The organism is Cylindrospermopsis raciborskii Cr2010 (assembly GCF_003367075.2).
Taxonomy (GTDB): domain Bacteria; phylum Cyanobacteriota; class Cyanobacteriia; order Cyanobacteriales; family Nostocaceae; genus Raphidiopsis; species Raphidiopsis raciborskii.
Genome location: NZ_CP065936.1, coordinates 523215 through 544342, shown reverse-complemented (window position 1 = coordinate 544342; position 21128 = coordinate 523215). Strand labels below are relative to the sequence as shown.

At 39.4% G+C, this 21128-nt stretch carries 22 protein-coding genes; 10 read left to right on the top strand and 12 right to left on the bottom strand.

The window, feature by feature from the left end; all coding sequences use genetic code 11:
- Positions 1-108: 108 nt before the first annotated feature.
- The 7 genes from C6N34_RS02525 to C6N34_RS02495 all read right to left on the bottom strand — a co-directional run bounded on the left by C6N34_RS02525 (position 109) and on the right by C6N34_RS02495 (position 5661).
- Entirely contained in the window at positions 109-552 is a 444-nt protein-coding gene (locus tag C6N34_RS02525) for a hypothetical protein (RefSeq protein WP_236107358.1), read from the bottom strand.
- Between the two features lie 180 nt (positions 553-732).
- Positions 733-1491 carry a hypothetical protein gene (locus C6N34_RS02520; RefSeq protein ID WP_236107356.1) on the bottom strand — a complete coding sequence of 253 codons (759 nt, stop codon included), beginning with the start codon at positions 1489-1491 and terminating at the stop codon, positions 733-735.
- 180 nt (positions 1492-1671) lie between these two features.
- The gene (locus C6N34_RS02515; RefSeq protein WP_236107354.1) at positions 1672-2406 is read right to left on the bottom strand and encodes a hypothetical protein; all 735 of its coding nucleotides are present in this window, start codon (positions 2404-2406) and stop codon (positions 1672-1674) included.
- A 180-nt stretch (positions 2407-2586) separates the two neighbouring features.
- Positions 2587-3357, bottom strand: a complete 771-nt coding sequence (locus C6N34_RS02510) for a hypothetical protein (RefSeq protein ID WP_236107352.1) — start codon at positions 3355-3357, stop codon at positions 2587-2589.
- A 180-nt stretch (positions 3358-3537) separates the two neighbouring features.
- Positions 3538-4047, bottom strand: coding sequence for a hypothetical protein (locus C6N34_RS02505; RefSeq protein WP_236107350.1), 510 nt, complete (start codon positions 4045-4047; stop codon positions 3538-3540).
- Positions 4048-4127: 80 nt separating this feature from the next.
- Entirely contained in the window at positions 4128-5168 is a 1041-nt protein-coding gene (locus C6N34_RS02500) for an RpnC/YadD family protein (RefSeq protein WP_236107348.1), read from the bottom strand.
- On the bottom strand, positions 5149-5661 hold the full coding sequence (locus C6N34_RS02495; RefSeq protein WP_236107346.1) for a hypothetical protein: 513 nt from the start codon (positions 5659-5661) through the stop codon (positions 5149-5151). Before C6N34_RS02495 ends, C6N34_RS02500 begins: the two co-directional genes overlap by 20 nt.
- A gap of 400 nt (positions 5662-6061) precedes the next feature.
- Here C6N34_RS02495 and queA point away from each other — a divergent pair, with 400 nt between their 5' ends.
- Positions 6062-7177, top strand: coding sequence for a tRNA preQ1(34) S-adenosylmethionine ribosyltransferase-isomerase QueA (gene queA / locus C6N34_RS02490; RefSeq protein ID WP_057178662.1), 1116 nt, complete (start codon positions 6062-6064; stop codon positions 7175-7177).
- On the opposite strand, the gene C6N34_RS02485 is transcribed toward queA, so the two are convergent.
- Both C6N34_RS02485 and C6N34_RS02480 read right to left on the bottom strand, forming a co-directional pair.
- A complete protein-coding gene (locus C6N34_RS02485; protein WP_006277370.1) occupies positions 7174-7869 on the bottom strand; it encodes a potassium channel family protein in 696 nt (231 codons plus the stop codon). The genes queA and C6N34_RS02485 overlap by 4 nt on opposite strands.
- Positions 7870-7872: 3 nt before the next feature.
- A complete protein-coding gene (locus C6N34_RS02480) occupies positions 7873-9207 on the bottom strand; it encodes a TrkH family potassium uptake protein (protein ID WP_040009047.1) in 1335 nt (444 codons plus the stop codon).
- Between the two features lie 138 nt (positions 9208-9345).
- On the opposite strand from C6N34_RS02480, the gene C6N34_RS02475 reads away from it, so the two are divergent.
- From C6N34_RS02475 to C6N34_RS02460, 4 genes are all read left to right on the top strand, one after another.
- Positions 9346-10188 (top strand): methyltransferase domain-containing protein, encoded by an 843-nt coding sequence (locus tag C6N34_RS02475; protein WP_057178661.1) that lies wholly within the window; start codon positions 9346-9348, stop codon positions 10186-10188.
- Between the two features lie 62 nt (positions 10189-10250).
- Positions 10251-11171, top strand: coding sequence for a homogentisate phytyltransferase (locus C6N34_RS02470; protein WP_115538429.1), 921 nt, complete (start codon positions 10251-10253; stop codon positions 11169-11171).
- 11 nt (positions 11172-11182) lie between these two features.
- Complete coding sequence (gene cobA / locus C6N34_RS02465; protein ID WP_141303659.1) at positions 11183-11905, top strand: uroporphyrinogen-III C-methyltransferase; 723 nt, start codon at positions 11183-11185, stop codon at positions 11903-11905.
- Between the two features lie 33 nt (positions 11906-11938).
- A complete protein-coding gene (locus C6N34_RS02460; protein ID WP_141303660.1) occupies positions 11939-12760 on the top strand; it encodes a uroporphyrinogen-III synthase in 822 nt (273 codons plus the stop codon).
- Here C6N34_RS02460 and C6N34_RS02455 read toward each other — a convergent pair.
- On the bottom strand, positions 12749-13180 hold the full coding sequence (locus C6N34_RS02455; protein WP_006277361.1) for a hypothetical protein: 432 nt from the start codon (positions 13178-13180) through the stop codon (positions 12749-12751). The two genes, C6N34_RS02460 and C6N34_RS02455, sit on opposite strands and share 12 nt — an antisense overlap.
- Positions 13181-13956: 776 nt before the next feature.
- Between C6N34_RS02455 and hetF the strand changes: the two genes are divergently transcribed.
- A complete protein-coding gene (gene hetF / locus C6N34_RS02450) occupies positions 13957-16320 on the top strand; it encodes a cell division protein HetF (protein ID WP_115538428.1) in 2364 nt (787 codons plus the stop codon).
- Between the two features lie 111 nt (positions 16321-16431).
- Positions 16432-16770, top strand: a complete 339-nt coding sequence (locus tag C6N34_RS02445; RefSeq protein ID WP_057178655.1) for a P-II family nitrogen regulator — start codon at positions 16432-16434, stop codon at positions 16768-16770.
- A gap of 127 nt (positions 16771-16897) precedes the next feature.
- On the opposite strand, the gene C6N34_RS02440 is transcribed toward C6N34_RS02445, so the two are convergent.
- On the bottom strand, positions 16898-17953 hold the full coding sequence (locus C6N34_RS02440) for an ABC transporter permease (protein ID WP_057178654.1): 1056 nt from the start codon (positions 17951-17953) through the stop codon (positions 16898-16900).
- A gap of 26 nt (positions 17954-17979) precedes the next feature.
- Entirely contained in the window at positions 17980-18498 is a 519-nt protein-coding gene (locus C6N34_RS02435; RefSeq protein ID WP_006277357.1) for an adenine phosphoribosyltransferase, read from the bottom strand.
- 122 nt (positions 18499-18620) lie between these two features.
- Between C6N34_RS02435 and C6N34_RS02430 the strand changes: the two genes are divergently transcribed.
- From C6N34_RS02430 to C6N34_RS02420, 3 genes are read left to right on the top strand one after another with little or no spacing between them, the layout of a single operon-like run.
- The gene (locus tag C6N34_RS02430) at positions 18621-19253 is read left to right on the top strand and encodes a DUF3038 domain-containing protein (RefSeq protein ID WP_115538427.1); all 633 of its coding nucleotides are present in this window, start codon (positions 18621-18623) and stop codon (positions 19251-19253) included.
- On the top strand, positions 19250-20614 hold the full coding sequence (locus C6N34_RS02425; protein ID WP_006277355.1) for a DUF4335 domain-containing protein: 1365 nt from the start codon (positions 19250-19252) through the stop codon (positions 20612-20614). Before C6N34_RS02430 ends, C6N34_RS02425 begins: the two co-directional genes overlap by 4 nt.
- 12 nt (positions 20615-20626) lie before the next feature.
- Positions 20627-21121: a GNAT family N-acetyltransferase gene (locus C6N34_RS02420; protein WP_115538426.1), complete on the top strand. Its 495-nt coding sequence runs from the start codon at positions 20627-20629 to the stop codon at positions 21119-21121.
- The last annotated feature ends 7 nt before the right edge of the window (positions 21122-21128 follow it).

Here is a 21128-nt window from a genome sequence, read left to right as displayed (position 1 = left end):
TCGCTTAATGCGTGACTCAAAAAATGTGGTAATTATCAGGTGGGAATTTGAAAATAGAGTTCCCATTGTGGAGTGGACTTCTCCCTGCTCTTTAGAGACAGGAATTGATTAGAACCGTTTTTGTGTGTTTACAGTTTTAAGATCCCAATATGTATCCAAACTTTCCTGTAACTTTTTGGGTAACTCCATCATGATGTCAATTATCCCAAATAATCGAATTATTTGCTCTCTATGGAACCCCTTATCATATAATCCCCTGATTAAACTCCATTTCCATTTTTCTCTCTCCCCTAGGTTCCGGGTGGTTGCTTTTGTCTTTAAATGTGCCATCACTATGATAGCAAAAGGATTATTACTTTCTTCTAGCTCTGACCATTTGGCTTCATAGCTGAGTAATTTTACTATGGGGAATTTCAGGGTTACTTCACACCCTCCTATGTTATGATTATAACTTTCTGGTTGCCAATCAGCTCTCTCATCTCCCAGAATTGCCAAACTAATCACCGGTTTTTGATTTAGGTCAAAAGCACGATAATTATAAGGGAGGCACAATTATTTGTAGGGTGGGTCGAGTAACGAGACCCATGGGGATGTTGGGTTTCATACTTCAACCCAACCTACGTTGATCTTATATTTAATTCCACTCACCCACTTAATTGGTGAATTGAAGGAAAGAAGAAGAAGAATTGTTCAAAATACTCGGTTAATGCTTCTTTCCATGGTTCGTCATAATTAGCTCTTATCTGACTCATTTGATTCGGGAACTTTAGGAGACAATTTGACTAAGGATTGATGAAAGTCCTCAAAACAATCAACTTTGATTGCCACTTTTAACAGCTCATCTAAAATAGACAATACTGATATTTTATCCACAGCTTGCTCAATTTTCACTGGTATGTCACCCAATCTTGTTCTCAACACCAGCTTCACATCTTCATGAGCTTTTTCTAATATGCCAATTTCCCTCCCGATTTCCTTACCAATTTCCTTACCAATTTCCTTGCCAATTTCCTTACCAGTCTCTATTCCTCTTAACTCCATATTAGTTAATAACGGCATCTTTCTATCCTCCTCAAATGTCTTTATCTTACTATCCAAACTTTCCTGTAACTTTTTGGGTAACTCCATCATAATGTCAATTATCCCAAATAATCGAATTATTTGCTCTCTATGGAACCCCTTATCATATAATCCCCTGATTAAACTCCATTTCCATTTTTCTCTCTCCCCTAGGTTCCGGGTGGTTGCTTTTGTCTTTAAATGTGCCATCACTATGATAGCAAAAGGATTATTACTTTCTTCTAGCTCTGACCATTTGGCTTCATAGCTGAGTAATTTTACTATGGGGAATTTCAGGGTTACTTCACACCCTCCTATGTTATGATTATAACTTTCTGGTTGCCAATCAGCTCTCTCATCTCCCAGAATTGCCAAACTAATCACCGGTTTTTGATTTAGGTCAAAAGCACGATAATTATAAGGGAGGCACAATTATTTGTAGGGTGGGTCGAGTAACGAGACCCATGGGGATGTTGGGTTTCATACTTCAACCCAACCTACGTTGATCTTATATTTAATTCCACTCACCCACTTAATTGGTGAATTGAAGGAAAGAAGAAGAAGAATTGTTCAAAATACTCGGTTAATGCTTCTTTCCATGGTTCGTCATAATTAGCTCTTATCTGACTCATTTGATTCGGGAACTTTAGGAGACAATTTGACTAAGGATTGATGAAAGTCCTCAAAACAATCAACTTTGATTGCCACTTTTAACAGCTCATCTAAAATAGACAATACTGATATTTTATCCACAGCTTGCTCAATTTTCACTGGTATGTCACCCAATCTTGTTCTCAACACCAGCTTCACATAATCACGGGCATTTTTCAATATGCCAATTCCCTCACCAATTTCCTTACCAATTTCCTTGCCAGTCTCTATTCCTCTTAACTCCATATTAGTTAATAACGGCATCTTTCTATCCTCCTCAAATGTCTTTATCTTACTATCCAAACTTTCCTGTAACTTTTTGGGTAACTCCATCATGATGTCAATTATCCCAAATAATCGAATTATTTGCTCTCTATCGAACCCCTTATCATATAATCCCCTGATTAAACTCCATTTCCATTTTTCTCTCTCCCCTAGGTTCCGGGTGGTTGCTTTTGTCTTTAAATGTGCCATCACTATGATAGCAAAAGGATTATTACTTTCTTCTAGCTCTGACCATTTGGCTTCATAGCTGAGTAATTTTACTATGGGGAATTTCAGGGTTACTTCACACCCTCCTATGTTATGATTATAACTTTCTGGTTGCCAATCAGCTCTCTCATCTCCCAGAATTGCCAAACTAATCACCGGTTTTTGATTTAGGTCAAAAGCACGATAATTATAAGGGAGGCACAATTATTTGTAGGGTGGGTCGAGTAACGAGACCCATGGGGATGTTGGGTTTCATACTTCAACCCAACCTACGTTGATCTTATATTTAATTCCACTCACCCACTTAATTGGTGAATTGAAGGAAAGAAGAAGAAGAATTGTTCAAAATACTCGGTTAATGCTTCTTTCCATGGTTCGTCATAATTAGCTCTTATCTGACTCATTTGATTCGGGAACTTTAGGAGACAATTTGACTAAGGATTGATGAAAGTCCTCAAAACAATCAACTTTGATTGCCACTTTTAACAGCTCATCTAAAATAGACAATACTGATATTTTATCCACAGCTTGCTCAATTTTCACTGGTATGTCACCCAATCTTGTTCTCAACACCAGCTTCACATAATCACGGGCATTTTTCAATATGCCAATTCCCTCACCAATTTCCTTACCAATTTCCTTACCAATTTCCTTACCAATTTCCTTGCCAATTTCCTTACCAGTCTCTATTCCTCTTAACTCCATATTAGTTAATAACGGCATCTTTCTATCCTCCTCAAATGTCTTTATCTTACTATCCAAACTTTCCTGTAACTTTTTGGGTAACTCCATCATAATGTCAATTATCCCAAATAATCGAATTATTTGCTCTCTATCGAACCCCTTATCATATAATCCCCTGATTAAACTCCATTTCCATTTTTCTCTCTCCCCTAGGTTCCGGGTGGTTGCTTTTGTCTTTAAATGTGCCATCACTATGATAGCAAAAGGATTATTACTTTCTTCTAGCTCTGACCATTTGGCTTCATAGCTGAGTAATTTTACTATGGGGAATTTCAGGGTTACTTCACACCCTCCTATGTTATGATTATAACTTTCTGGTTGCCAATCAGCTCTCTCATCTCCCAGAATTGCCAAACTAATCACCGGTTTTTGATTTAGGTCAAAAGCACGATAATTATAAGGGAGGCACAATTATTTGTAGGGTGGGTCGAGTAACGAGACCCATGGGGATGTTGGGTTTCATACTTCAACCCAACCTACGTTGATCTTATATTTAATTCCACTCACCCACTTAATTGGTGAATTGAAGGAAAGAAGAAGAAGAATTGTTCAAAATACTCGGTTAATGCTTCTTTCCATGGTTCGTCATAATTAGCTCTTATCTGACTCATTTGATTCGGGAACTTTAGGAGACAATTTGACTAAGGATTGATGAAAGTCCTCAAAACAATCAACTTTGATTGCCACTTTTAACAGCTCATCTAAAATAGACAATACTGATATTTTATCCACAGCTTGCTCAATTTTCACTGGTATGTCACCCAATCTTGTTCTCAACACCAGCTTCACATCTTCATGAGCTTTTTCTAATATGCCAATTTCCCTCCCGATTTCCTTACCGATTTCCTTACCAGTTTCTATTCCTCTTAACTCCATATTAGTTAATAACGGCATCTTTCTATCCTCCTCAAATGTCTTTATCTTACTATCCAAACTTTCCTGTAACTTTTTGGGTAACTCCATCATGATGTCAATTATCCCAAATAATCGAATTATTTGCTCTCTATCGAACCCCTTATCATATAATCCCCTGATTAAACTCCATTTCCATTTTTCTCTCTCCCCTAGGTTCCGGGTGGTTGCTTTTGTCTTTTCACCCACTTAATTGGTGAATTGAAGGAAAGAAGAAGAAGAATTGTTCAAAATACTCGGTTAATGCTTCTTTCCATGGTTCGTCATAATTAGCTCTTATCTGACTCATTTGATTCGGGAACTTTAGGAGACAATTTGACTAAGGATTGATGAAAGTCCTCAAAACAATCAACTTTGATTGCCACTTTTAACAGCTCATCTAAAATAGACAATACTGATATTTTATCCACAGCTTGCTCAATTTTCACTGGTATGTCACCCAATCTTGTTCTCAACACCAGCTTCACATAATCACGGGCATTTTTCAATATGCCAATTCCCTCACCAATTTCCTTACCAATTTCCTTACCAATTTCCTTGCCAATTTCCTTACCAGTCTCTATTCCTCTTAACTCCATATTAGTTAATAACGGCATCTTTCTATCCTCCTCAAATGTCTTTATCTTACTATCCAAACTTTCCTGTAACTTTTTGGGTAACTCCATCATAATGTCAATTATCCCAAATAATCGAATTATTTGCTCTCTATCGAACCCCTTATCATATAATCCCCTGATTAAACTCCATTTCCATTTTTCTCTCTCCCCTAGGTTCCGGGTGGTTGCTTTTGTCTTTAAATGTGCCATCACTATGATAGCAAAAGGATTATTACTTTCTTCTAGCTCTGACCATTTGGCTTCATAGCTGAGTAATTTTACTATGGGGAATTTCAGGGTTACTTCACACCCTCCTATGTTATGATTATAACTTTCTGGTTGCCAATCAGCTCTCTCATCTCCCAGAATTGCCAAACTAATCACCGGTTTTTGATTTAGGTCAAAAGCACGATAATTATAGATGTACATTCTCTGGGGAAATTCTTCCTCATATTGACTTTGAATTTCAATATGAATTAACACCCACATTTCTTCTCCACTAACCAGCCAAACCTTGTATAGTTTATCTGCATAGCGTTTTTCCGTTTTTGAAGAAGCTGTGACTCTTTGTAATTCTTTATCCAGAGACTCGGGGATTTTTTCCCAATTGATTAATTGGTGAATTGAAGGAAAGAAGAAGAGCAAAAATTGTTCAAAATACTCGGTTAATGCTTCTTTCCATGGTTCGTCATAATTAGCTCTTATCTGACTCATTTGATTCGGGAACTTTAGGAGACAATTTGACTAAGGATTGATGAAAGTCCTCAAAACAATCAACTTTGATTGCCACTTTTAACAGCTTATCTAAAATAGACAATACTGATATTTTATCCACAGCTTGCTCAATTTTCACTGGTATGTCACCCAATCTTGTTCTCAACACCAGCTTCACATCTTCATGAGCTTTTTCTAATATGCCAATTTCCCTCCCGATTTCCTTACCGATTTCCTTACCAGTTTCTATTCCTCTTAACTCCATATTAGTTAATAACGGCATCTTTCTATCCTCCTCAAATGTCTTTATCTTACTATCCAAACTTTCCTGTAACTTTTTGGGTAACTCCATCATGATGTCAATTATCCCAAATAATCGAATTATTTGCTCTCTATCGAACCCCTTATCATATAATCCCCTGATTAAACTCCATTTCCATTTTTCTCTCTCCCCTAGGTTCCGGGTGGTTGCTTTTGTCTTTAAATGTGCCATCACTATGATAGCAAAAGGATTATTACTTTCTTCTAGCTCTGACCATTTGGCTTCATAGCTGAGTAATTTTACTATGGGGAATTTCAGGGTTACTTCACACCCTCATAAGCTATGATTATAACTTTCTGGTTGCCAATCAGCTCTCTCATCTCCCAGAATTGCCAGACTAATCACCGGTTTTTGATTTAGGTTAAAAGCACGATAATTATAGATGTACATTCTCTGGGGAAATTCTTCCTCATATTGACACCTCCCCTAGGATGTACAATTATAGCTTTATGAACGCCAATTAGCTCTTTCATCTCCCAGAGTTGTCAGATTAATCTCTGACAGCACTTAAAAAACCTTGATGCTAATATGAAGCATTTAGACATTAAATATCCTAATTCAAAGAATAAGAATGCAAAATAGTGACCTAGATATCTCATTATCTGGATATGACTATGAACTACCTCCAGAATTAATTGCCCAGAACCCCGTGGTTCCCAGAGACAGTTCTCGCTTAATGGTGATTAATTCCCCCAATACGGGAACCTCCACACCTCCTCTAGACCACATTTTTAGAGATCTACCAGAATTATTAAAACCTGGGGATTTATTAGTGATGAATAATACACGAGTTATCCCCGCTCGACTATATGGTCGCAAGTCTACAGGAGCAAGGGTGGAAGTGTTACTTTTGGAAGAAAAACAACATAATTGTTGGTTGGCATTGGTTAAACCAGGTAAATATTTTAACGTCGGAACTGAAATTATTTTTGATGATCAGGGATTATCCTCTGCGGATAAATTAATACCCCAATTCACTGCTAGGGTGATTGAACGGGATGAGAATACGGGCGGTAGATTGTTGCAATTTGATTTGCCTATAAATGTTTCTTTGCTCCATTTATTACACAAATTGGGGGAGGTTCCTTTACCACCTTATATTAATAATTCTCATGCGCTGGAGGAGCAATATCAAACTGTATATGCTAAATACGACGGTGCTGTGGCAGCTCCCACAGCAGGACTTCACTTTACACCAGAACTATTGGTCAAATTGCGGGAGCGCGGTATTGAACAGGAGTTTCTCACTTTACATGTTGGTGTCGGCACATTTCGACCAGTGGAAGTGGAAGATGTTACTACCCACCAAATGCATGAAGAATGGATAGAAGTTAGTGGGGATTTGGTAGAGAAGATTTACTCTACCAAAAATGCTGGAGGGCGAATTATTGCGGTTGGTACTACGGTAGTTCGCGCTTTAGAAGGTTCTGCCCAAACTGGTTCTTTACAACCATATACAGGCAAAGTTAATCTTTTTATTTATCCAGGCTATCAGTGGCGTGTCGTGGAAGGTCTTATTACTAACTTTCATCTACCTCGTTCTAGTTTGCTTATGTTAGTTAGTTCCCTAATTGGTCGAGAAAGATTATTAGGTATTTATAAACAGGCGATCGCATCTAGATATCGTTTCTATTCTTTTGGTGATGCTATGTTGATTTTACCGGAAGCAAGAATTTGTTGCAGTTAAATTGGTAGGCGATTAATATCCTTATTACAGCCAATTACTACCATCGCTGAACCACGTTCCAGTCGTTTACTGGGGTCAGGATTAATCTTAAACTTACCATCCTGACTAACTGCTAGTAAATTTAGACCATAACGATTTCGCAGCTGGATTTCGGCCACGGTTTTACCATGAAATTCATCGGGGACAATCAACTCTACAATACTATTATCTGGATCTAGATCAAACCGGTCTAAAATTGATGGTTTAGTTAGAGTGCGCGCCAAAGCACAACCCGCTTCGTATTCGGGAAATACTACATGGTCTGCACCTACTCTTTTTAAGAGCTTACAATGTACCTCACTGGAAGCTTTAGCAACCACATGGGGTACACCACCTTCCTTAACATTAAGAGTGGTAATAATACTTTCCTGAACATAGTTGCCAATAGCGACAATAACGGTATCAAACTCAAAAATGCCCGCTTCTTTAAGTGCTGCTGATTCGGTGGAGTCTAACTGCACTGCATGAGCGACAATTGACTCATTTAATGCTTCAGATACCCTTTTTTCATCCACATCTGTAGCTAATACCTGATAACCCAAACCATGTAATGTGGAGCAAACAGAACGACCAAAACGACCTAATCCAATTACTGCAAATTGGTGATTGTCTTGTTTTAAACTGCGAAAAAACTTCAATGATGAAATGTCCATAAACTAACCTACAAGCAAATTTCCTTCTGGGTAGTGAACTCTACTGGGACGAGGATCTCCTAATATTGCTGACATTGACAATAAAACACCGACCCTTCCTATATACATTGTGACAATTATAACTATTTTAGCAGCAGTAGAAATACTACCAGTTATCCCTGTGGATAGTCCCACTGTACCAAAAGCTGAGACTACCTCAAAAAGAATTTGAATGAACTCTAGTTTTGGGTCAGTTAAACTAATTAAAACTGTTGCTGATAAGACGGTTGCCAAAGAGCCGAAAACCACACCTATGGCTTTCAAAATAAGAGTTATGGCTATTTTGCGCTCATAGAGCCAAACTTCTTCTTTACCCTGAAGTATTGCTTTTGTGCAGCTGGTTAATACCCTCAAGGTTGTTGTTTTTATCCCACCACCCGTACCACCTGGACTAGCACCAATGAACATTAAAGCAATGGTAATAAATAGACCTGCATCACTCATCTTACCAATGTCAATGGTGTTGAAACCTGCTGTTCTTGGAGTAACAGACTGAAACCAAGCTAATAATAGTTGGTCGGAAAATCCAAATTTGCCAAAGGTTTCAGGATTTCTAATTTCTATGAGAAAGAAAGCTACTGTCCCTACCACTAATAATATTAAAGTAGTGCTAACTGCTACTTTAAAGTCAAGGGAGAATACCATAAATGTCGTTTTTCTTTTTAGGCGATCGCGTAACCAAAGATACATATCCAAAATGACTTGATAACCAATTCCGCCAAAGATGATTAACCCAGTGACTGTAAAAACCACGAGTAGGGATGTTTGATAACCTATCAAATTATCTTTAAAGAGACTAAATCCCGCATTATTAAAGGAATTGATGCTGTGAAATATTGCTAACCACATTCCATGACTCCAACCATGGTCAGGGACAAAAGCGGGGAGTAAGAGGAAAATTCCCGTAATCTCAAAAATTATAGTTGTAGCAATAATGGAGCGAATAATTTGGCTACTACCACTCATACCTGGACGGTCTAGAGCTTGTTGAATAGCTACCTTTTGCCTTAAATCAAATCTTTTGCCAATTAGTAAAATCAGGAAGGTGGTAGTTGTCATATATCCCAAACCACCGATTTGTACTAGCAGTAAAATCAGTAGTTGACCCCAAAAGGAAAAATAGGTACCCGGATCAACCACTGACAGTCCGGTCACACAGACTGCGGAAGTTGAGGTAAAAAGTGCTACTATCGGGTCGTTCCATGTGCCATTGCTAGTGGAAAAAGGCATCATCAACAGAATGGTTCCACATAAGATAACCGCCATAAATCCCAAGCATATCGTCCGAGCAACAGTCATAACCAAGTTGAGTTAAGAGTTTTTTCAGGATTTTTTTATTGAGCAAAATTGCTTTATATTTAAGTTAAACAGATATGTACCACCTCTAAAATATATTTTCTAGAGTTTTGATTTTTAGTAATTTTTACCTTTAAGAACATGAGTACAAAAATTTATCAGCAAATCCAAGAATTTTATGATGCTTCCTCTGGTTTATGGGAACAAATTTGGGGTGAACACATGCATCATGGCTATTATGGTGCGGATGGAAGAGAAAGAAAGGAACGTAGGCAAGCACAAATTGATTTAATTGAAGCAGTGCTAAATTGGTCAGGAGTAAAACATGCAGATGATATCTTGGATGTGGGTTGTGGAATAGGTGGTAGTTCCCTATACTTGGCGCAAAAATTTCATGCCATGTCCACAGGAATTACCCTCAGCCCAATTCAATCCGCTAGAGCCAAAGAAAGGGCACTGGAAGCCAATTTGCAATCAAGGAGTAGTTTTTTAGTGGCCAATGCTCAAGAAATGCCTTTTGGTGATAATTCCTTTGATCTGGTGTGGTCACTAGAAAGTGGTGAACACATGCCAGATAAAACCAAATTTCTGCAAGAGTGTTATCGGGTGTTAAAACCAGGTGGTACTTTAATCATGGTAACATGGTGTCATCGTCCCACGGATGTTTTACCACTGACTGAGGATGAACAAAAGCACCTACAAGATATTTACCGGGCTTATTGTCTACCCTATGTGATTTCCCTACCAGAATACTATGCGATCGCCAGTCAATTAGGACTAAAAAACATTAAGACTGCTGATTGGTCAACTGGGGTTGCACCATTTTGGAATGTGGTAATTGATTCTGCTTTTACCCCCCAAGCATTCCTGGGGTTATTGTTTTCTGGTTGGACTACAATTCAAGCGGCGCTCTCTCTTAGTTTAATGCGCCGTGGATATGAAAGGGGTTTAATTAAATTTGGTTTGTTATGTGGAATTAAATAGCCAGTTAACTAAATGAACCATATACAATTTACAGATAAACATAAGCAACTTATAAATAGCCCATGAATCAGTTTACTCCTTCTAATTGGCTCCACAGCTTGTGGAAGTTTTCCAGGCCTCATACCATTATAGGCACAACTCTAAGTGTACTAGGTTTATACTTGCTGACTCTTGGTGTGACCAACTCTAATTTTTCTATAGCACACTTGGGTCAAATTTTAATCACCTGGTTAGCTTGTATATCCGGAAATATTTATATTGTAGGTTTAAACCAACTAATAGACGTAGATATTGATAAAATCAACAAGCCCCATTTACCCGTAGCTGCAGGAGAATTCTCCGAAGAGCAGGGAAAGTCCATTGTGATTACTACGGGTATTTTAGCTCTAGCTCTAGCTTGGATTAGTGGACCATTTTTATTGGTTACGGTAGTAACTAGCCTAGTAATTGGAACCGCCTATTCCTTACCACCATTAAGGTTGAAGCAATTTCCATTTTGGGCAGCCTTATGTATTTTTTCCGTCCGGGGAACTATTATCAACTTAGGACTGTTTGAGCATTTTAGTTGGCTATTACAAAGGAGCCAGGGCATACCCTTTGCCGTCTGGACTTTAACATTATTTATCCTGGTTTTTACCATGGCGATCGCCATATTTAAAGACATACCTGATTTGGAGGGGGACTTGCGTTATAACATTAATACCTTCACCATCAAATTAGGGAAAAAAGCTGTATTTGATATTGCCCTTTGGTTACTAACATTTTGTTATATAGGAATAATTATTGTTGGTATGTTCCAGTTAGCAGAAATTAACCCCACATTTCTAGTTATCAGTCACACCATACCCCTAATATTCCTATGGTCAAAAAGCCAGAAAGTGAACTTGGAGAGCAAAAAAGAAATTGCCAAATTTTATCAATTAATTTGGAAAATGTTTTTCCTTGAATATCTAATCTTTCCCATTGGTGCCCTTTTAAATTAATCCGATAGAAAATGTCCAGAAATAAAGTTTATATTGTAGGAGCAGGACCAGGGGATATAGAATATCTAACAGTAAAAGCCTATAGATTACTGGGGATTGCTCAAGTTTTAATATATGATGCACTAGTAGACGAAGAATTATTAAATTCTGTCCCCAGTAACTGTTTAAAACTAGATGTAGGTAAAAGGGGAGGGGGTATAAGCACCTCCCAAGGAGAAATTAATAACCTGTTAGTGAAATATTATCGAGAAGGTAAACAAGTAGTCAGACTAAAAGCAGGAGATCCATTTATTTTTGGTAGATGTATGGCGGAAATTACCGCTTTAAAATCAGCAGGTTGTGAATTTGAAATCATCCCGGGAATTTCCTCAGCTCTAGCGGGGCCATTATTAGCTGGAATACCACTGACAGACACGGTTTTAAGTCAGTGTTTTGCCGTAGCTACAGCACATGATCCTGATATTTTAGACTGGGAAGCTCTATCAAGATTACAAACCCTAGTAATTTTGATGGGAGGAAAAAACCTAGAGATAATAGTCCACCAACTACTCACACATGGAAAATCTAAATCCACTCCCATAGCAATTATTCGCTGGACTGGAACTGCCAAGCAAAAAATTTGCATAGGTGAACTAGGTAATATAGTGGGAAAAACCAGAGACACATCACTTTCTCCCGCTGTAATCGTGATTGGAGAAGTTGTGGGACTGAGAAAATTTCTGGAAAAAGTATAGAATAGATTAATTATTGCTTCCCCTCCTTGAATCGTGTCAATTAATATCTCCATCACACCCCTAAGCGGTAAAACCATCCTCGTCACCCGCGCAGTAGGACAATCCAGCGAATTGAGTCAAGGACTAACCAATTTAGGAGCAAGAGTAATTGAACTACCAGCACTAGAAATTGGTCCTCCTTCCAGTTGGATGTTCTTAGATCAGAGCATATTAGAATTATCCACTTTTGATTGGTTAGTTTTTACCTCCACTAACGGGGTCGAATACTTTTTTGAGAGAATGGCATTGCAAAATAAAAATCAGCAAGCCTTAATTAAACAAGCAATAAATAGAATTAAAATTGCTGTTGTCGGTGAAAAAACGGCTCAAAGTCTGAAAACGCACCACCTTGAACCAGATTTCATACCCCCTGACTTCATAGCTGACTCCCTGGTGAACAACTTTCCCGAAAACCTAGCAGGTAAAAAGATCCTATTTCCCCGGGTTGAAAGTGGAGGGAGAGAGATTTTGGTCAAAGAACTAACACAAAAAGGTGCCCAAGTGGTGGAAGTTCCCGCTTATGAATCTCTTTGTCCCCAGAGCATACCTACCACAGCACAGCAGGTCCTGATTAATCAGTCAGTAGATGTAATTACCTTTGCTAGCTCTAAGACCGTCAAGTTTTTCTGTGTATTATTAGAAAATAATTTACCTCAAGAGATAGAACACTACTTAAAGAAAACTGCGATCGCCTCTATTGGTCCACAGACATCCAAAACTTGTATAGACTTACTAGGTCGGGTAGACATTACTACCCAACAATATACCATTGATGGACTAATCAAGGCAATTGTTGAATGGTCATTAAGAAGGTAAATTTTGTAACCTATTTTGGAGGAAATGACCCCATTGAGCTGCCAAGGGGATCTCGGTAAAAGGTATGTTTAGAGATGGAGCAAAAGCAGCACCTGGGTAAAATATGAACTCCAGTTCTATTAAACGACCCTTCTGGGGCGGTTGGTCCAACCTGACCGATTGACCATCTATCAGAAGGCGGATTTCTTGAACATCCACCAGAGAAAAGGTCTGCACTTGAACAATGGCTTGGGGTGTGGGTTTTCCCCAGGTAATGTAGTTGTCTTTTTGACCAATTACCCCATAAATATCATACTTAGAGCGTTGAAAACTTTCAGCCCAGACACGATAGGTTTCAACCTTTTGATATTCCCTTGCACCTTGCCAAGCCAACCAAAAAAAAACCCCCAGTAAAGGTAACCAAAAAAGACCACGTTCCATAGTTTACAGATATATTGAACTATTTGGAGCTAATATGAATAAAATACATCATAGCGCCAGAACGCTTAGTAAAGGTTGATGTCCAAAAATGAGAATTAGGCAATATTGAATTTGTTTCAATTTGTGATCAGAGCAATCATTCTGGGAGGGGATTTGAGGTAAAAATAGATAAAGAAAGACAAAAGGCAGTTATCATGGGACTAAAAAATCCAAGAAAAAACCCCCAGAGGTTTTAGCCGACTAGGGGGGATTAGTTATCAGGGTGCATCTACCACCTTAGTATCCCGTAGCAGGGGAAGGCAATCCGGATGAATTTTGAGCTTGTTTAATTTTAATTTATAGTTTATGGGCAATAAAAAACCCCCAGAGGCTTAAGGCCTCCGGAGGAGATTAATTATCAGGGTGCATCTACCATTTAAGTCTTCCTCGGCAATATGCCATATTCCGGAGAAAAAGATTGGGAATGAGAGATTTTCTTAATTGGCCAGCTGAAGCAGTTTCTAACTGATTAGTCCCAAGAAAAAACCCCTAGAGGCCTGCAGCCAGCTAGGGGAGTTGAAGATCAAGGTGCATCTACCAGTAAAGTGTTCCAGTGTGAATTAGTTAAATCCGGATAAAGTTCTAAACCATCCAGGAAAAAATGATGGTCAAATGGGAACATTTTAAAAAAAAATACTTCTAAAGTGTTAGCAGAATATTAATATAGTACAAAGGGAAACTAGGGACTTTTTATTTTTAGGTAAGAAGCAAGTTTTAGGAAGCAAACAGGAGAGGTTGTGACCCAGGAATTTCACATTTCCGTAACCCCAGTAGGGCAAAGTGACTACTTGGTGCGGACGGAACAAGTCGCACTTGGGGTGCCCTTGGCAGAAGAACTGGTGACTTGGCCTGTAGCTGAATGGTTAGCAGCTGCGGGACATTTAATGAATGACCCTTTAAAATCAGTGCTACAGGGGGAAAGCTTGACCCAGTCCGCTGGGGGCACTCCCAGAAACCCTGTAAACTTGGTGGCACTGGGTCAAAAATTATACAATGCACTGTTTCAAGGTACCCTCAGAGATAGTTGGATTACAGCTCAGGGCGTTGCCCAAAATCAACACCAGTTGTTGCGATTGCGCTTAGGAATAAAAGACGACAAATTGGCACGATTACCCTGGGAAGTTATGTATGCGGGAGATCGTCCTGTAGCAACCGGTCCCTATATTGCTTTCTCTCGCTATCAGAATGGTGTTCTTTCTGTGTCAAGTCCCATACGCTTACCTCCACGTCAAGAAGAAAATCTCATCAAAGTGTTAATGGTAATTTCTTGTCCTGTGGATCAGGCTAGACTTGAATTACTTAAACAAGAAGCATTGCATTTAAAATCGGAGCTAGATCGTAATAATTGGGTTCGGGAGGAAACTAGTAGGAACTTGCCAGAAATTGAACTAACGGTTTTAGAGCAACCGGGTAGAGAAGAGTTAACTCGGTCCCTAGAACAGGGAAGATACCATGTTCTCCATTACTCAGGCCATAGTAATTTAGGGTCTCGGGGCGGGGAGATCTATCTAGTGAGTCGTCGAACAGGACTGACGGAATCACTAACTGGTGATGATTTAGCAGGGTTGCTGGTCAATAATAATATTCAGATGGCGGTGTTTAACTCCTGTTTGGGAGCTTACAGAGCCAAATCCAATAGTGAAGGAGATACGGGGGAGTACAACTTAACCGAGAGCCTAGTTAAAAGAGGTATTAGTAGTGTTTTAGCTATGTCTGAACGCATCCCTGACGAAGTAGCTTTGACATTAACACAATTATTCTATCGTAATCTTCGTCAAGGCTACCCGCTAGATTTATGTGTAAGTCGAGTGCGTCAGGGGTTAATTTCCGCCTATGGTTCCCATCAGGTCTACTGGGCTTTGCCTACGTTGTATTTACACAAGGAATTTGAGGGTTTTCTCAGCCCTCAATTAGATGTTTCTGGCAGTTCGGAGGTTTTTGGAGATTATCAAGCATCTATAGGCGGATTTGAAGGTGAAGTATCTAATTTAGACTGGTTAGAGGATAATAACTGGGATTTAGATGAAGTCATCCATGACGATGATGAGCAAGATGCGGCTATTGTAGCGGACTTGTTTCGCAAAATTAATAATAAACCGGTTGCTAGTGAACAAATGTCCGTCACCCAATCAGAAATACCAATCAAGGCACAGGAAAGCACCAGAAGGGAAAGGGAATTAGGTGTTGGTAGTGATTCAAGTACACCTAAATCATCGAGCCAAGAGTCTGTGAGAAGGTTTTCCCCACTACCGCCCCTAACTAAAGTTACCGTTCGCCGTAGACACCAAGGGACTATTTTGGTGGTCAGTGGCCTAGCCATGATTATTGCCCTAATCTGGTGGTGGAATCGTCGTCCTTTGGTAGCCAATATCACTAATATCCCTTTGAGTTCCCCTCGGGAAATAACAGAGGTAATTAACCTAAAAACAGCTAAAACCGAAATTGTTTCTGGCCAAGCAATAACCGAGTTGAGTCAGGGCAATTTAGATAGCGGTCTCCTTGCTGTAGAAGAGTTACTAAACAGAGGTGCCTTTAAATTGGCAGATACTGCTCTTTCCTCAGTTCCTTCCAAACACTGGAAAAACCCTGCTCTTAATTTTCTGCGCGGAAGATTGGCTTGGCAGTCCGCTCAAATCCAAGATAAGAAATACAGTATTGATGATGCCCGGCGTTACTGGGATGTTGCAGTGAAGAATCAACCTAGTTCTGTTATGTATAATAATGCCCTAGGATTTGCTTATTATGCTGAGGGAAAGTTGAATCGTGCTAATGACATCTGGTTTAGGGCACTCAATCTTTCCTTAAAATCTAATAGTGATGGGTTAATCACTGTAGGATCTGTAGGTTCTGCTGATGAAAAGGTCTCCCTAGATTCCTTAACTGCTTATGGGGGATTGGCTTTGGGTTTATACAAGTCCGCAAATGGTCAATCTCCTAATAGAAGGCAAAGATATATTGACGAAGCAGTAAAACTGCGTCAAATGATAATTCAGAAGGAACCTGGGCAATTTACAGTGGCGAGGTTGGGTCAGAATTGGTTGTGGACAGAACAAGCCATTTCCGATTGGCAGTCCCTCCTGCAAGAAAATCCAAAAAGGTGACATAAAATACATAAGATGGATTTCTCACCAGTGTTAAATGAATTAGGTTAACAATACCGACAAAAAATCTGGTTAGATATATAAACATCTGAGAATTCAGGAACTGAAAAAATGAAAAAAGTAGAAGCCATAATTCGTCCATTTAAGTTGGACGATGTAAAAATTGCTCTCGTGAATGCGGGAATTGTTGGTATGACGGTTTCGGAAGTTCGCGGTTTTGGTAGACAAAAGGGCCAAACGGAACGCTACCGTGGTTCCGAATATACCGTGGAGTTTTTACAAAAACTCAAATTAGAAATTGTCGTTGAGGATAGCCAAGTGGATATGGTGGTAGATAAAATTATTTCCGCTTCCCGCACGGGAGAAATTGGCGACGGCAAGATTTTCATTAGTCCCGTTGATAGTGTTATCCGCATTCGTACCGGTGAAAAGAATGGTGAAGCTGTCTAGATTTTATCCGAGCAATTATTGACCACTAATTCTAATTAGGGTTAGAGAACTTTGTATTTGCTCCTATAACTCACAGGAAGCGTTGTTGAAGGTCTTAATTCAGCAGCGCTAGTTTATGTAGCCAAGGCTATAAGTCCTCTAACCTGATTCTAGGATCAGCCGCTTTTAACATTAGGTCAGCAATTAAATTCCCAAAAATTAATAATACGGCACTCATTACTAAACTAGCCATTACTAAGTATTGATCTTTTGCCAAAACAGCTTGTAAAGTCAACTTGCCTAAACCAGGCCAGTTAAAAAAGTTTTCTGTAATAAAAGCACCGCTTAGTAGACTGGCTAGTTCGAATCCCAGCAAAGTGATTAAAGGATTAATAGCATTTCTCAAAGCATGAACATAAATAACTCGGTTTTCTGGCAGTCCTTTTGCGCGAGCAGTTTGAATGTAGTCTTGGCGTAGAGTATCTAGCAGTTGACCACGCATAATCCTTTGTAAGCCGGCAAAACTGGTAATACTTAATGCAATTAAAGGTAATAAGATATGCCAACTAATATCTAATATTTTGCCAAACCATGTCAATTCAGAATGGTTAAGACTAGTAATATTACCTACTGGAAATAAGGGGGTAGTAATTTGAGCTACAAACAGCAGAAACAAAGCTGTAATAAAACTGGGAAACCCTTGACCAGCATAACTCAATACTTGAAGAACCTTATCCGTGGACCGATTTTGTTGAACAGCGGCAATAATACCCAGAGGAATAGCTACCGCCCAGGTAACAATTAAGGATGCAACTGCCAACAACAAGGTATTTGGTATCCTTTCCCAGATTAGGGAAGCTACAGGACGCTGGTAAACAAAACTGGTGCCAAAATCACCTCTAGTGATGATTTGCCTGATCCATAGTAAAAACTGTTCCCACCAGGTTCTATCCAATCCAAATTGCCGCCTAATTTCCTCAATCCTCTCCGGGGAAATCTTGGGGTTTTGCCTAAGTGTATCTATATAGTCACCTGGAGAAAACTTCATGACGAAAAACGACAGTGCTGAGGCCAGAAAAACAGTTAATAAAGCCTGTAATAACCGCTTGATAACATAAATACATGTTTCGTCAGTAACCAGTTTAATTAACCAATCTCGACTCCTAACCCAGGGAATTATGATCTTTGTTTTAATATCTGTCATGGGCAATCTTGAGTTTTCATAACCTACTAATATTCTACCAGAGATATAATGGGCACATCAGGCAAATGTTTACGTCCTTGCAAATCTTTAAGTTCAACGATAAAACCAAACCCCACTAACTCACAACCGATTTTTTCTAGCAATTTGGCTGTAGCACTAGCAGTACCACCAGTAGCAATCAAATCATCTACAATCAGAACCCTACTACCAGGAGTCAAAGCATCCTGATGTACTTCTAGACTATCTGTACCATATTCTAACTGATAATCAATTCTGTGAACTGGTGCTGGTAACTTTCCCTTTTTCCGCACAGGGACAAAACCAGATGCTAGCTTATAAGCTAGAGGTGCACCGAAAATAAAACCTCTTGACTCCATACCCACAACATAATCTACCTGCATTTCCAAGGTTCCACATTTTTCTGCCAAAATATCAATGGTGTAGCGCAAACCTTGAGGATCACCCAGTAAAGTAGTAATGTCCCTAAATAAAATTCCAGGCTTAGGAAAATCAGGTATGTCACGAATGAGAGATTTTAAGTTCATACTAGTTTGGCGTTCATTGTTAATACAAAATATGGTAGAATGATGGAAACTAAAATGCAATCCAAGATTACAAACTTGCCATACTAAATTTCTTACTCGTATATTACAGGATATCTTAGAGCATGAACTCCTATGCAAGCACAACTACATTTGAGCCTCCCACTGATAGTTCTACCCCAATGATTTTGGAAACACTACCAGATCCGGCGATCGGAACTAGGGCCTGTCCCCGGAGAACTGCCATAGACATTGACCTAATCTTACTAGCAATTGAGTCCATCGAATTAGGTGGATCAGCAGCCATACTCACCTTTGCCCAGGAACTGGAACTAAATCAGGTGATCAGGAATCGGGTTAATTTATGGCGAATGCGTGCTGCCAACCCACTGCGCAAGGCCCATACCCGTCGTCCCCTAACTACTATGGAGGCCAAGTGTTTAGTTATTATCACCTCTTGTATAGCTAAAAGATTGACAGTGGTGATTCGTCAGCTACTAATGATATATCAACAACTATCAGAAAAACAAATTCCTCTGTCCCATAATTTGCGTCTGGCTAATTATCTGGAAAGATTTAGAACCCATTTTAAAAGTCGGATGAATCCTAGACGTTCTCTCCTACTTACACCTAATTCTAATTCTGATGAAAAGTTGGATCAACTTGCCATAGATTTATTAGCCAAACTACTATTCTGCACTGGTACAGCTGGTATGCAGCGCTTTTGGATTTCTCTTTTTGACGGCGAGGTAGAATGAACATTCAACGTAAATATAGTTTACCTAACTGCACAATCCTTTTAGAAGGATTTAGCACTGCTCCTTCCACAACATTTTCTCAGGCTCGACCTGAGATGTCCATACTCATTAATGCTGAATGCTACTTGTCAGGCTACAATCAACCTATAAGTGGGGGCAGAGAATTTTTCGAGAGTTTGGTCAGGGCGGTAAGTGGCTATGCACAGGAGTTTTTAAGTAATGTACCCAATCCCCAGGCCCACAGCAAGGGGTCAGAGTTAGTAGAAGTGGAAAGAATTAATAATGACAGACACCAACTAATTATATATTCAGATTCTACGGATACCCGAGATAACCCCCTGAGAATAGACATGAATACGGTTGGGCTATTTGATTTAGTGGAGGCGGTTGACCAATTTTTTGCTGATAGCCAAACATTGCCAGAACTGATCTTGGAATTACAACCCGTTAGCAGAAGTTATGGTATGTCTGGTCAGGTGGCATTGAGACAAGCAGTACCAGCTACTGTAGGAGTATCAAGTTTAGCTATAGCAGCCTTGGCCCTGGGCATAATTCCACCACCTCAGTGGAATCCAACTACACAAAATACACAAACTAGCTCGGGAGTGCCAGAATCATCACCTGCTTCCACAACATCACCCACACCTGATTCCACACTAGCATCTGATATTCAAGATTTAGAAGCACTACTCAATACCGTACCGGAAATTACTGACCCCTCCCAGTTGAAGTCTTTAAACCGACAAGTGTATAACCAAATCAATTCAGAATGGCAAAGTCGGGGAAAAATAGGAGAAAATTTGATTTATCGTATAGGTGTGGCAGCAGATGGGCGCATTATAGGATATAAGTCACTTAATCAAAGTTCTAATGATCAAATAGAGAAAACACCCCTACCCAGGTTGTTATACAATCCCGTCAGTGGTACTGGTAATAAAGAGCCCATAGCTCAATTTAGGGTCGTGTTTACAAATAAGGCCCAGTTACAAGTTAGTCCATGGATTGGGTATAGTCGTACCCCAGATGTTATAGGTGACAAAATTACTGATCCTACTTCCATAAGGGAGTTAAATCAAACCCTATATCAGACGATTCGCCAGAACTGGAGTATTAAACCTTCCTTTCCAAGAGAATTGAGATATCGAGTAGCTATCAACAAAAATGGTGTAATTGCCGATTACGAACCATTAAACCAAGTTGCCTTTGACTATTATACAGAAACTCCCCTACCAGAAATATTTAAAACCCTCTACGGTTCAAATTTAGCCGCACCTAAAAACCGGGAACCTCTGGCTCATTTTCGAGTGCTTTTCAAACCCAATGGTGTTCTAGAAGTTTCTCCGTGGGAAGGATATAGATAGGACTAACTTGAGATGATTATCCGCAATGCCACGGAGTTAGATTTGCCAGCAATCGTCGCCATTTATAATGCAGCTGTTCCCACTCGTATGGCCACTGCAGATCTGGAACCCGTAACTTTAGAAAGTCGGATGACATGGTTCCAGGAAAGAGTACCCTCACAACGTCCTCTGTGGGTAGTGGAAATAAATTACAATATTGCTGGTTGGCTAAGTTTTCAATCCTTTTACGGTAGACCAGCTTACCATGCTACTGCTGAAATCAGTATTTATATTTCCCCCAGCTTTCACAGACGTGGTTTGGGTAAAACCTTACTGCTAAAAGCAATCGATGAAGGTCCTAGTTTAGGAATAAAAACTCTCCTTAGCTTTATTTTTGCCCATAATCAACCCAGTTTACAACTATTTGCTCAATTTGGCTTTCAACACTGGGGACTCTTACCCAAGGTTGCTGATTTAGCAGGTGTGGAACGGGATTTAATTATTATGGGTTTAAGGATTGAGCAATAGACATCTA